This is a genomic window from Lentimicrobium sp. S6 (assembly GCF_013166635.1).
Lineage (GTDB): Bacteria > Bacteroidota > Bacteroidia > Bacteroidales > UBA12170 > UBA12170.
The window spans coordinates 1-14,425 of record NZ_JABKBZ010000103.1; the positions used below are offsets into that span (position 1 = coordinate 1).

Below are 14,425 nucleotides of genomic sequence, written 5' to 3' on the forward strand. Positions count from 1 at the left end.
TGCCAACAAAAAATATAGTGCATTTGGCAGATAGTGCTAATAATGAAGATAATAGTAATAAATAAACATAGTGGTAAGTTGAAAGATTGGAGCGTTGAAATGCCAAACGCACCATATTCAAAACGTTACCTGCAAGCCAAAAAAAACATAGAATGATGAATAAAATTTGTGGAATACTATTAATCGGATTATTCCTAATTAGTTGCAAACAAAAAACTACTAAAGATGAAATAGCCGATAAAAAAGTGGAATTTAATCAAGCTTTAGCTGATGAATTGAAAAAAATGGCTGAAATCGACCAAGTCGCTGCTTATATTCGACAAGGAGAATATGAACACTTATCCAAGGAACAATGGAAATCATTCAAAGACAGTGTTTTTACAACAAATCAAAAACGAGCTAGAGAAATGTTTGAAGAATACGGATTTGTTGGATTTAATTTGGCAGGAGAAGAAGGTTCTGAAGATTTTTGGCTGATAGTTCAACATTCAGACCATAACCCTGATTTTCAAAAAGAGATTTTAGAAAAAATGAAAATTGAAGTAGATAAAGGAAATGCTGATTCTCAAGAGTATGGACTTTTAGTTGACCGAGTTAAACTGAATACTGGACAAGAGCAAGTTTATGGAACTCAAGTAGCTTATAATATGGAAATTTGTCAAGCTTACCCCAAAAACCTAATCGATAGTATAAATGTTAATCTTAGAAGAAAAGAGATTGGTCTTAAACCGATAGAAGAATATTTAAACCATATGACTAAAAGCCATTTTAAAATGAATAAAGATTATTACTCCAAAACAGGGATAACCGAGCCTAGATTATATAAAATAGAATAAAGGCCAGCAGGTAACAAAGGCCCATACATAATGTTGGTTTTGTAGTAGATTTGAACATATAAACATAAAATAAACATCGGAGTAGGCAGATAGATAATGGCTTTGAAAACCACACTATGCATAGCCTAGGACGTTGTATGCAAGTGTAAAAGAGCGAAATTCGACCTTTGAAACTTTGATCTTTGAATATAGTTCTGTGCAAACTTGATGGGAATTTATTTTGTTTTTTCTCCCACCCCCGCAAAAGAAAAAAGAACCCCAACCGACAAACAGCACATTTGCAAATCGCACAAGTCAACGCACTACTAATATTTGCAAAAGAGCTGTTCTTGCCAATCGCACAATGTACACAACTATCTTCATCACTCCCTTTTCGACTCCAAAACCCAAAATTCGACTTCAATAAATAATTTCTGAAAAGGAACAGGTAGCACTATATCATTGCAAAGATTTTTTAAAACATTTATTTTGCAATGAACAGAATCATAGTCCTTTTATTATCCTTTCTGAGTATAACATCTGCTTTTGCTCAGAGCAATGTGCTTGACTCCTATATTCAAATTGCACTAGACAGTAATTTAGCTCTAAAGCAAAAAGAATACTCGTACCAAAAAAGTTTGGAAGCGCTCAAGGAGGCTAAGCGGATGTATTTACCTAGCGTATCATTCGAAGCGCGCTATTCGGTGTCAGAAGGCGGAAGAACAATGAGTATTCCCACCGGAGACCTTCTTAATCCTGCATACAACAATCTTAACCAGATAAACGAAACGTTAAACCCGGGTGCTCCCAAATTTCCTGAAGTTCAAAACACCGAGCTCAACTTTATTAGAAGTCCAGATCAGGAAACAAAGCTTGTGGCTACCATGCCCATTTTTAATAACTCAATTATTCAAAACCATAAAATAAAAGAAGGTTTTACCGAAGTAGATAAGATCAATGTAGAGATCTACAAGAGAGAGTTGGTTAAGGAAGTGAAGGAGGCATATGTAAAGTATTTACAAGCACAACAATCACAGCTACTGTATACCAATACACTTACCGCGGTAAATCAAAACTTAAAAAATAGACAAAGCCTCTACAAAAACGACAAGATTACCATAGACGAGGTATACTCAGCAGAAGCGCAAGTAAAGCAAATAGAGAAATTTCTAGTAGAGGCCAATAAGAACAATTACCTGGCTATTGCCTGGTTCAACTATTTATTAAACCGGGAGTTTAACACAGAAATCATAGTTGATCAAACCTTACAGCTAAATATTCTAAGTTACAATCTTGAAGACCTTAAAATGGCCTCCGTAACGAACCGAGAAGAACTAAAACAACTTGATGAATATCTGGAAATACAAACTAACACCATTAGGCTAGAGCAAGGAATGGGCTTACCGCAAATAAATGTGGGGGCACAATATGGTTTTCAAGGGTCGGATTATGAGTTTAACAACGAAGGCGATTTTGCCTCGATTGGCTTTAACTTGAAGTGGGATTTGTTTACATCTGGTCAACGAAAATCAAAGGTTAACCAGGCAAAAATAGATCGTAGCATTACCGAAAATAAAAAGCAAGAAGTAGAACGTCAGGTGCAGCTTGAGGTAATAGAAGCTTATTACTCTATTCAAACCGCAATGCAGGGCATAGAACTCGCACAAGATGAGCTAAAGAACTACAAGAAGTCCTACGATTTAGTAGAGAAAAAATACCAACAAGGCATGGTAAACTACCTCGAATATTCCAATGCATTAAACAATAAGCTAGACGCTGAAAACACCTTGATTATAGCTCAATATGGTTATCTACTAGAAGAAATAAAATTAGAACGCTTAACCTCTAGCTACCAATTCTAAATACTCCATTAAAAAGATGAATAGATTTTTTAATAGCACACTAATGCTCGTTTCGAGCATTATAGCAATCAGTTGCTCTGAAACAACCGATGAACACAAGACCACTGCACTTGGCGCTCCAATTAGTGTAACCACTACAATGGTAAACTCTATTACATATTCTGAAGAAGTACGAACAACAGGAAGGCTGGTTTATAAAAACGAGTATAAAATGTCTTTTAAAACCGCTGGTATTGTTGAAGAAGTGTATGTTAAAGAGGGACAAAAAGTAAAATCTGGAAAAGTTTTGGCCACTGTGAAGTTAGATGAAATTGAGGCAAAAACTTCTCAGGCTGAAATTGCACTGAACAAAGCAAAAAGAGATTATGCCCGGACAAAATCCCTCTATGCCGACAGTGTTGCAACATTGGAACAACTTGAAAATGCAGAAAGCTATTTGAAGAGTGCCGAACATGATCTACAGGCAGCTAAATTCAATTTAAACCAGTCTAAAATTATTGCTCCGGCCAACGGAATTATTCAAAAAATTCTTGTGAAAGAAAATGAGATTACAGGAGCTGGAAACCCAATAATAATTTTTGGCGCAGAAGACCAGGGAAAAGTGTTGATTGTAAATATCTCAGATGTAGACGCCACCAAAATTAATGAACAAGACAAAGCCATCATCAATTTTGACGCCTGGCACGAAACCAATTTTTACGGTCGGATAATAGAGATCGAAGGAATGGCAAGTCCAACCACGGGAACCTACGAAATGAAGATTCTTATAGATGATTCAGACAATAAGTTAATGCCTGGTTTTATCGGCACTGCAATTATCACATCATCAAAGGTGGATGAATGGATAGACCTGCCCATAGAGAGTCTGGTAAATGCCAATAGAAAGACAGGTACCGTTTATATGGTTAAAAACGAAATTGCCATAAAGCAAGTAGTTCGATTTGAAAGAATATTGAACGATAAGTTACTTATATCGAGTGGCCTTACTAAAGGAGACAACATTGTTGTAGAAGGACTTGGTAAACTAAAAGGTGATTCTGTAGCGGTAAAGTCTAATCCTATAAACCACAAACACCATGACTAGTTTACCGAAGTTTTCAATTAGCAATTTCCAGTTTGTTCTGATTGTATTTGTGGTAGCATTGATCTGGGGGTTAAATTCCTTTCTAACCATGCCACGTACAGAAGATCCACCAGCCGCACAACCCGGAGCTATCGTAATGGTCACCTATCCTGGTGCATCGCCTAGCGACATGGAAGAACTGGTGGTGAACATCATGGAAGAGAAAATTAATGGACTGGAGGATATTTCAGAAATTAAGTCTATTTCCGGAAGTGGGTTCGCATTTATTAACGTGAGCTTCGATTATGGCAACTACAATTTTGACGATAAATACGATGATGTAGTTCAACAAGTAAATGAAGTAAAGTCAGAATTACCCAACGGGTTAAAAGACATCACCTTCCGTAAAAAAACAACCACCGATACTAAAATTCTACAATTGGCTCTTAGTTCTGAAGTAATGCCCTATAGCGAAATGCGCATTTGGGCAGAAAGCTTAGAGAAAAAGCTAGAACAGGTAGGAGGTATAAAAACCGTAGATATTGTTGCCCTTCCTGAGCAACAAATTAGAATACAGATGAACTCCAGTAAAATGGTGAACATGGGTATTGGCGTAACAGATATTGAAAACGGGATAAAAGCCAATAATCAGAACATTCCGGGAGGAGAAGTTGTAATGGGCGAAAACACCTTTAATATAAGAACCAGCGGCTCTTATGAATCTTTAGACGATATTAAAAACACCGTTGTAGGCGCAGCAGATGGTCAGCTGATATATTTGAAAGATGTTGCGACAGTAGAAATAGACTATGAAGAAAATAAATACCTGGCCAACTTTAACGGAGCTCGTTCGATATTTCTAACCGCTGAGCAAAAAAAAGGAACCAACGTTTTAGACATCATCGATGACGCTAAACTTGTTATCGAGGGTTACAAAGCTGAGCTACCCGAAAACATCCAACTACATTATGTACACAACCAAGGGGTAAACGTAGAGAAAAGTGTAAATGGCTTTATCAGCAATCTTTTACAAGGAATTTTCTTGGTAGGTCTTGTCATCATGTTAGTGATTGGTTTTAGATCTAGCATGGTTATCATGGTGGCTATCCCTTCCTCTATACTAATCGGTTTAGGATTTGTAGAGTTAGCCGGATTTGGCTTGCAGAGTGTTTCTATTGCAGCACTGGTTATTGCCTTAGGACTTTTGGTAGACAACTCCATTGTTGTGGTAGAAAACACAGAGCGATATTTAAAACAAGGCATGAGCAGTATGCAAGCCGCCATAAAAGGCACATCGCAAGTAGCTTACCCCATCATTAGTTCTACACTTACCACATTGGCAGCATTTATTCCTATTGCTATGATACCAGATGCAGCAGGAGATTTTATTAAAAGTATGCCTGTTACAGTGGTAGCCACATTGACTGTATCCGTTTTTATTGCACTAACGGTTTCCCCCTTACTAATGTCTATTTTACTTAAACGGAAAAAGGGCAGTGTCCACAAAGAAAATGGTGTTCAGAAATCTGTAAATAAATTCATTTTAGGTCCGTATGACAAGATTTTGCAATATGCCCTATCCCATACTAAAACCATACTTTCAGGAGCTTTTCTACTATTCATTTCGGCCTTAGTTGTTTTTCAACTCTTTGTGGGTTCAAGTTTTTTTCCAAAAGCAGAAAAGCCCTTGTTAATGATACAGGCAACCCTGCCGCAAAACAAAACCATTGAAGAAACAGAAAAAGTAGCACACTATATTCAGAGTGCATTAGATACACTTCCCGAGATAAAACAATATGCAACTAACATAGGAAATGGCAATCCTAAAATTCACTTTAACCTTTTCCCGAAAGACAATGCCATTAATTACACCGAGATTTTTGTGGAGTTGTATGAATACGACCTTGAGGAGTTTGAACAGTTTGTAATCCGTTTACGCAAGCAGTTTAAAGATTATGCTAAAGCGGAAATAGTCATAAAAGAATTCCAAGCCGGACAGGTTATTCAATATCCTATTGAAGTTATTCTAAGTGGAGACAACATAACCCAGTTAATACAAGCAGCAGATGATGTTGAAGCCATCATGAAAAAGCATCCTGGTATTATAAATGTTGAAAATGAATTGGATGGTATGCGCACCGATTTGCATGTGGTCATAAACAAAGATAAAGCTTCGCTACTTGGTGTACCTGTTTCTACTATAGACAGAAACATTAGAACAGCCATGAGCGGTACTGTTGTATCTACCTTTAATGCAGAAGACGGCAAAGAATACGATATCCTACTAAGCTTACCACTGGAAGGAAAACCTAAAATTGAGGATTTCGATAAAATCTACATCAAATCGCTTTTAGGTGAAGCTATTCCTTTGAGTCAACTGGCGCGCATAGAATTTGTGGAAACCCCAAATAAAATAAGTCATTACAACCTAAGTCGTAGTGCCATTATAGGGAGTAGTGTTGCCACAGGATACAACACAGCAGAAGTAACCAAAGAAATTGAAGCTGAGATTGAGGCCTATAAAATACCTTTGGGAGTAGAATTTAAAGTTGCGGGAGAATCTGCTAAAAAGAACAAATCGTTTGGAGGTCTGGGTGCAGCCGCTGTTATTGCCATGCTCGTGATTTTTGCCATTCTGGTATTGCAATTTAGATCTTTTATCCAGCCTTTTATAATCTTTACTTCTATTCCTTTTGCACTAATTGGCTCTTTTTACGCACTATTTATTTCAGGTTTCGATTTCTCATTCACCGCATTTATTGGGGCTATTGCTTTAATTGGTATTGCCATTAACGATGCTATTATTTTCATCGACTTTACCAACGAAGAAAGAAAACTCGGTAAAAGCATTAACGAAGCTCTAGTTCAAGCTGGTCATCTTCGATTTACCCCAATACTAATTACATCGGTTACAACCATTGGAGGACTCTTACCGCTAACACTGCAAGGCGGATTATTCTGGGGACCATTGGGTTGGGTAATCATTGGTGGGCTTTCTCTATCTACCCTACTCATATTAATAATAGTTCCGGTTCTATATAAGATTATGATCAAAGAAAAATAGTTTAATTAACAAATTCAAATAAAATGAAAAATCTAAAAAGTGTACTTACAGTAGTACTTATCGGCTTAATAAGCCTAAAAGGAATGGCGCAAAATGACGTAAAAGGAAAATGGGCCGTTGGCGAACAGAACAATGTAATCGAGATAATACAAATCGATGGTGTTTATTCAGGAAAACTAATTTCTTCTGACAACCCTAAGGCAAAAATTGGAATGGCCACTGTAAAAGACCTTAAACAAAATAAAAAAGGAAAATTGGAAGGTAAAGTATACTCGGCAAAACGCGAAAAATGGTACGATGCAGAATTCACACGTAAGGACAACAAACTAATAGTCGAGATATCTATAGGTTTTTTTAGCAAGACAATTGAGTGGGTAGCCCTATAATTCATGGTATTGTGAACTTTAAGAAAACTCATCTTATTGCCTTTATATTCTTGTGTGGTTTTCTCTCTTTTAAAAGTAGCCTGGGACAAGATTATCAATTGGCAGGATTTAAGTATGCACACTACCCAAAGTCTCAAATGAAAGATGTTTCTGGAAACCAGGAAACGTCTTTTAACGAATATGGCTTTTTTATTAATGTTCCTACTATTTTAAAAAAGGACAACACCATAATGGTGAATGGCTTAGGCTATGGTCAGGTACAAGCAAGCATGTATAACTACCCTACTATAAATACGGATGTGCTCCGTAAAAAGTTGGAGGTGGTTTACTATCAGTTTAGTTTGATACATAAATGGAATGATAAGTGGATGTTGGCTATAAGTTTGAAACCAACCCTTTCATCAGACTTTGAAGACAAGTTGAGTGTAGACGATTTTGTTTTTCAAGGTGGAGCTTTTATTACGAGAAAATTTAACGACAAACTAAAAATAGGTGCTGGTGTTGTTAATAGTACGAGATGGGGAAGCCCGATTGTGGTCCCCACAATAAACATTCATTATAAGCACAACCGCCACACCATAAATGCTATTCTACCTATAAGTGCCAAATACACCTATTCGTTCTTACCTAGTAAAAAATTAAATCTTGGGTTGGGCTATGGCAGAAATGGTGCTGATTTTAACGTTTACGATTCTAACTTTCCGGAGTTAGATAAAATAAATTACTCTAGAGCAAACGTTGGAATGATCGGCAATTATCAGCTTACAAAAATACTACGTTTTGAGATTTCTGGAGGCATAAGCACAGGCAGAACTTATCGATTAGTAGATCAGAATCAGAATCTTCATAACTTTGATTCTAAAGCTGCTCCGTATTTAAATTTGGGAATAGTCTTAGTCCCTCCAAAAAAAGATTAATTTTAAATCTGAACTCGTATCTTTGTTCATAATGGTAACGAAATTGGGAAATAGTGAAAAGTTTAGAACAGTAATTCTCAGAATAGCATTTGTTTCGCTATATGCAATTCTTGTAATGAAATTAGTGGGCTTTGCTATGCCTGATGATATCATTTTTAAACCGCCAATTCCAAAACAACTTTTTTTGTTCCTTTATCTTCTTTTCTTCAACCTAAATACCGAAGGTAGTTTGTTTTTTGATCGCTATCTGAACAAAAAACTCCCCTGGTTTCATTTCCCTCTAAAACGAATTATTATTCAATTCTCTTTTATTATTCTGTGGACGCTTATAACCCTAGGATTACCTTTTGTTAGATGGTATTTTATCAATGGACAGTCATTAGCTTATCCGCCTGCATCTGTTATCATTTTTATTGGTTCAATTGTTTTTTTATTTGGTTTTATTGGTATTTCTATGGCTAGAAATTTCTTTAAACAATGGCAAATTTCTTTATTGGATGCAGAACATTTTAAACAGGAAAAACTCAAAGCCGATTATCGGGTTCTGCAAAACCAGGTAAATCCTCATTTCTTATTTAATAGTCTGAATGTATTAATCTCGGAAATAAAACATAACCCTACAATAGCGGTTGAATTCACACGTAAACTATCGAAAGTTTACCGCTATGTATTGCAAAGTAAGAATCACGATTTAATTGCCTTAAACAAGGAACTTGAATTTATTGAATCCTTTATTTTTTTGCATAAAGTCAGAATTGGCAATGCTTTGGAGTATTCAGTAAATATTTCGGAAGAAGCATTACAAATGCAAATCCCGCCTTTAACACTGCAAATTCTATTTGAGAATGCCATTAAGCACAATGTAGCTAACAAAGAAAATGTATTGAAAGTTTCAATTGTAAGTGACGAGAATAATAAGTTGATTGTCAGTAATAACTTACAAACAATTGAAAATACAGATTCAACATACACAGGTTTGTCAAACCTATGTAAACGATTTGAATTGCTTAAAAAAGATGGATTTATGTATGGTAAACAAGAAGACAAATTTGTTGTATGCATTCCTTTAATAGATGAATAAGATGGCTTTAAAAGTATTAATTATAGAAGATGAAATTCCAGCACAACGTTTGCTAAAAGAAACCTTGCAGGAAATAAATTTTGAAACGGAAGTAGTGGCTTGCCTGAATAGCATTAAGTCAGCCGTTGAATGGTTTCAAAATGACCAGCATCCCGAAATTGTTTTATTGGATATTCAATTGTCTGACGGACTCAGTTTTGAAATTTTTAAGCAGGTAAAAATTGAAAGCATGATAATATTTACCACAGCCTACGATGAATATGCCATGCAAGCTTTTAAAGTAAACAGTTTGGATTACCTGTTAAAACCCATTGAAAAAGATGAACTACAAGCTGCATTTGAAAAGTATCAGCAATACAATAAACAGTTTATCCAAGAAAAGAATGCCAGTATAGATTTTTCAGAACTTGCAACCCTCATTAAAAATGAAAAGCCAGAATATCGAAAACGCTTTTTAATACAGTCAAACGAATCATTCTTTCATTTGCCTGTTGAAGAAATTGCTCTCTTATACAGCACGCAGGGAATTACTTTTGCGGTTACTTTCAAAAAACGAGAATATCCGCTTAATTTTTCACTGGAGAATTTAAAAGAACAATTGAATCCCGATAAGTTTTTTAAAGTGAATCGTCAAATTATAATCAATATAGAAGCTATAAAAAGAGTTCATTCCTATTTCAACGGAAAACTGAAGCTCGAAACCCAACCTTCACATTCAGAAGATATTGTGATTGGTAAAGATAAGGCAGCAAGATTTAAAAGGTGGTTAGATAGGTAAACAAAAAAGAAGCAAAAATTACCATCCCAATTTGTAAGCACATTGGCAAGTCGCACGAGCCAAGCTCAGACCAAAACCTGCCAAAGAGCTTACAAAGCCATCCCAGTTTATTCATACTAAGTTTGTTTTATATGGTATTCATGATTACTGCGTAATTGCCCACAGGGCATTAGGGTTTGCCCTTGCCCAAAAAAACAAAATAAATTCGTGCTCCGTAGACAACTTAGGTGCAATATGGTAGAGTGAAAATATTGTACTATACCTTGAAACATAGAGCCAAAAAGGAACACCAGCATACAACAAAGTGTCATAAGTAATGCGGGGTTTCGTGCAAACCTTGAAAGTATATGCTTATATTTGAACTCTATATCGGCTTGAAAGTTTAGTGCGTTTAAATCCCGCACTACTCATACACTAGGCCGTTGGGCGTCATTAAAATAACCGCAAGGAATAATCAAGATATATGAATAATAAATTTATGAAAATATTGAAAAGGAGTATTGATTGGTTATCCAGTTATTACGAAAATCACTTGCCAAAGAATGAAACTGATTTGCCTTATCAATCTTTGTCGCCAACTGAGAATGCTGAACAAGTTGAAGATTATTTAGAAACACTTGATTGGGCATTAAATAATAGAAAAAAAATTAAAAACATCGCAGTTGCAGGACCTTATGGTTCTGGAAAAAGTAGCGTAATTCAAACTTTCCAAAACAAAAATAAGCATAATAAAAATTATCATTTTTTAAATATCTCATTAGCAACTTTTAAAGAAGAAAAACCATCAGAATCAAATGGAGAAAAAGATGATATTTTAAGGCTTATAGAATTAAGTATATTACAACAACTTTTTTATCACGAAAAAGACAATCGAATACCTGACTCACGCTTTAAAAAAATAAAAAATCACAAAAAACAATATCTTTTGGGAATTACTTTGGGATTTGTTGTTTTTATTATTTCTTTCCTTTACTTAGTTTTTCCAGACTTCTTATCAAAGTTTTCGATATTCAAATTAACACGAGACGCTTCCAATATTTTCCACATTCTTTCTGTTCTTTTTGTTTTTCTTGGTAGTTTATTTGCAATATTTAAATCTATAAGATTTTTTAAAGGTCTTTCAATAAAAAAATTTGGTATCAGCAATGCAACTATTGAGATTGACAGCGGCATAAGCAAGTCTATACTTAATAATCATATTGACGAGATACTATACTTTTTTGAAGTGACAAATTACAATGTCATAATTATTGAAGACCTTGACAGATTTGAGCAAACTGATGTCTTTACAAAACTTCGTGAAATTAATCTACTTATTAATAACTCAGAGAAGATAGAAAAAGATATTGTTTTTATTTATGCAATCAGAGATGATATGTTTCAAGATAAGGATAGAACAAAATTCTTTGATTTTATGATTCCGATAATCCCTGTAATAAACTCATCTAACTCCAATGAAAAACTATTGAAAATAATTGAATCTAATAAGTATGATATATCTACTGATTTAGTTGAAGATATCTCTTTGTTTGTTGATGATATGCGGCTGTTATATAATATTATGAATGAATATCATATTTATTCTAAAAAACTTAATTCTTCGCTAAATCAAAACAAATTACTATCAATGATAGTTTACAAAAACATTTATCCCAATGATTTTACGGAATTGAGTTTAAACAAAGGAGAATTATTTAAAATTATTGTAAATAAACATAAGTACATTAAAGAAATAATAAAGACGTTAAACGAAGATATTTCAAAAATAGAAAGCAAAATAGAAGTAACAGAATCCGTAAGATTAAGAAACCTTAAAGAATTAAGACTTCTTTACATATCGAAAATAATTGAAAAGATTAACCAGTCTGGACAAGCATTCAAAAGTTTCTATATTGATAATAGACAGGTTAATATTATTCAAGCAGTAGAAGATGATGTTTTTGATACATTAAGAAATCAAACGTCTATTCAATACCTTTACCAAAATAATATTGGGTATCGAACAAATCTCAATTATGATTTTGAAAATATTGAATCAGAAGTAGATTCAAAATATACTTATAAAGAGCGTGAGCAATTAGTATTAAATGATAAATATTTAGACCAATTAAAACAAGATATTGAAAATATTGAGATTGAGAAAAGCAACATAAAAAAACACAAACTTAAAGACCTTATTTCAGATAAAAAGTTAATAATTGAATCACCAAAAGAAAGCCAAAATGAACTTCTTAATGTGCTAATAAGAAATGGTTATATTGATGAAGAATATTTAGATTACATATCAATTTTTTACGAAGGTAGTTTGTCAAAGAATGACCATCAATTTTTAATTAATGTAAAAACTCAAACAGAAATTGATTTTGCTTACCCCTTGCAAAAAAAGGAGAATCTAATAAAAAGAATAAATGAATTTGAATTCGAAAAGGAATACATTTTAAATTATGATTTATTTGATTTTCTCCTGAGTTCAAAAAAATATCCTAAAAAGAGAGGAACGATAGTCAATCAACTAAAAAACGAATCAGATTATTCTATTAAATTTATTGATGGTTTTATTGAGCACACTTCAAATATTGAAGTATTTATTAAACTTTTATGTAAAGATTGGGTTGGTATTTGGAACTTTTTATTAAACAAATCAAATTTCCCAAAAGAAAAACTTGAAAAATATTTCAAATTAATATTTGAATTTGCAGAAGTAAGCAGTATTGTTAAAATCTTACAAAATTTTAAATCCACGATTTCTGATGACCCAGATTTCCTAATACGAATAAAAGATGCAACTAAATTAAAAGAGATAATAGAAGAACTTGATTTAAAACTCAATGTCTTAAATGAAACTGCCCCACAAGAATTATTAGAATTCGTATATAATGGTAACTATTATTCGATCAAAAAAGAAATAATTGAGTTTATTCTTAAATTCAAAGGATTATATAACCAATCTGATTTTAATTCAAAAAACTATTCAACAATATTACTCTCTAAACTTGATAATTTAATATCCTATATTGAAGAAAATATTAATGAATATTTGACCACTACCTATTTCAATATTGAAACAAATAAAGAAGAACAAGAAGATTATTTAGTTCTACTTTTAAATAACGATGAAATTCTACCTGAATACAAGTTAAATATTATTACCAAGACCAATACTATAATAAGCGTTGTTAACAAAATTGAAGATTTAGAAATTGTTAAAGTGCTTCTTGAAGAATCAAAGATATTGGCAATTTGGAAGAACCTTATTGCAGTATATGTTCAAAGTGAAAACGAATTAATTCCAGAAATAGTTTCGTTTCTTAATGTTATGGACAATGCAATAAACCTTTCTAAAAAAAGAATAGAAACTAATTTCCCAGATGAAGAAACGGTGAAAGGATTCATAATATCATTATTATTGGAAGAAGAAATACACAATAAAAACTACTCAGATATATTATCCTCAGTTCCTTATATCTATAATTCTTTAAATTTTGATAATCTTTCGTACGAGAAGGTTGAATTGTTAGTTACAAAAAAGAAATTGACTACAAATCCTGCCAATTTTGAATTATTAAAAAGCAATTTTGAAAAATTACATATTTTGTTGATTGAAAACAATCCTACTAAATTCATTGAAGATATTGCTTCTTATGAACTTGAAAACGATGATGTTTTAGATGTGTTAATTTCTGAAAACATCTCAGTTTTAATAAAAGAGAAAGTAATTAATCATTTTGATGAATCCTTTTTTGCTGTTGATGAAGAACTTCTCACTCAGTTAGGTAAATTGCTTTTATCAAATGACAATTTTGATATCGAAGAAACATTAATTAAGTTAGTAATAAAGGATAGCAATTTACCTGTATCATCTAGAATCAGATTGTTTAACAAAACAAGTAAAATCTATGATGATAATGACATTTATAATTTTCTTGATTTTATTGGTAAACCATATTCAACTATTCTTCAAACTGGCAAACGACCTTTGTTAGAGAATAATAATATAAATAGAGAATTAGTAGAGATTTTGAATCATAAACGATATATATCAAAATTTAGAATTGAGAAAAAAGGTATACGAATATCAACATTCAGAAAAAAATAACGAACGCCCAACAATGTATATAAAAAATTGCCGAAATAGTAGTAAATTCAAGCCTTGTAGCCCGATTAAACTTTATCGTAAATTGAAAAACAGGTGCTTCGAAATCGGCAACTTTTCATATACTCACCGTTACCAAGCATTTAAATTCAAAGGACAAAGCATTTGGTAGGGAAAAAAGTTCTTTCTTTAATTAAGGAAACGAAAACGAATTCGGGCATTTTTAGCCAATAAGAATTAATGAGTTGAAAGATGAAGTTGCTCGGTTCCAGACGCGGGCCTTTTAAGTCCTGCCTATCTTGATTTTTAAAAAAGGCAAAGCGTGTGAATAACAAAACGACTTTGACTTGGTTTCAGTCGTGGGAA

The 14,425-nt window shown here is 33.3% G+C and carries 9 protein-coding genes; all 9 read left to right on the plus strand.

Features of this window, described 5'->3' with window-relative positions:
- Positions 1 to 152 precede the first annotated feature (152 nt).
- On the plus strand, positions 153 to 836 hold the full coding sequence (locus HNS40_RS20435; protein ID WP_216664203.1) for a DUF6624 domain-containing protein: 684 nt from the start codon (positions 153 to 155) through the stop codon (positions 834 to 836).
- A gap of 473 nt (positions 837 to 1,309) precedes the next feature.
- Positions 1,310 to 2,677 carry a TolC family protein gene (locus HNS40_RS20440; protein ID WP_172284453.1) on the plus strand — a complete coding sequence of 456 codons (1,368 nt, stop codon included), beginning with the start codon at positions 1,310 to 1,312 and terminating at the stop codon, positions 2,675 to 2,677.
- Positions 2,678 to 2,693: 16 nt separating this feature from the next.
- Entirely contained in the window at positions 2,694 to 3,761 is a 1,068-nt protein-coding gene (locus tag HNS40_RS20445) for an efflux RND transporter periplasmic adaptor subunit (RefSeq protein WP_172284455.1), read from the plus strand.
- Positions 3,754 to 6,804, plus strand: coding sequence for an efflux RND transporter permease subunit (locus HNS40_RS20450; protein ID WP_172284457.1), 3,051 nt, complete (start codon positions 3,754 to 3,756; stop codon positions 6,802 to 6,804). The genes HNS40_RS20445 and HNS40_RS20450 overlap by 8 nt, the downstream gene beginning before the upstream one ends.
- Positions 6,805 to 6,827: 23 nt before the next feature.
- Positions 6,828 to 7,190 (plus strand): DUF2147 domain-containing protein, encoded by a 363-nt coding sequence (locus HNS40_RS20455; protein WP_172284459.1) that lies wholly within the window; start codon positions 6,828 to 6,830, stop codon positions 7,188 to 7,190.
- 11 nt (positions 7,191 to 7,201) lie between these two features.
- Positions 7,202 to 8,107, plus strand: coding sequence for a DUF6268 family outer membrane beta-barrel protein (locus tag HNS40_RS20460; RefSeq protein ID WP_172284461.1), 906 nt, complete (start codon positions 7,202 to 7,204; stop codon positions 8,105 to 8,107).
- A 184-nt stretch (positions 8,108 to 8,291) separates the two neighbouring features.
- On the plus strand, positions 8,292 to 9,188 hold the full coding sequence (locus tag HNS40_RS20465; protein ID WP_172284463.1) for a sensor histidine kinase: 897 nt from the start codon (positions 8,292 to 8,294) through the stop codon (positions 9,186 to 9,188).
- Between the two features lies 1 nt (position 9,189).
- Positions 9,190 to 9,966 carry a LytTR family DNA-binding domain-containing protein gene (locus HNS40_RS20470; RefSeq protein WP_172284465.1) on the plus strand — a complete coding sequence of 259 codons (777 nt, stop codon included), beginning with the start codon at positions 9,190 to 9,192 and terminating at the stop codon, positions 9,964 to 9,966.
- Positions 9,967 to 10,429: 463 nt separating this feature from the next.
- Entirely contained in the window at positions 10,430 to 14,062 is a 3,633-nt protein-coding gene (locus tag HNS40_RS20475; RefSeq protein ID WP_172284467.1) for a hypothetical protein, read from the plus strand.
- Positions 14,063 to 14,425: the final 363 nt, after the last annotated feature.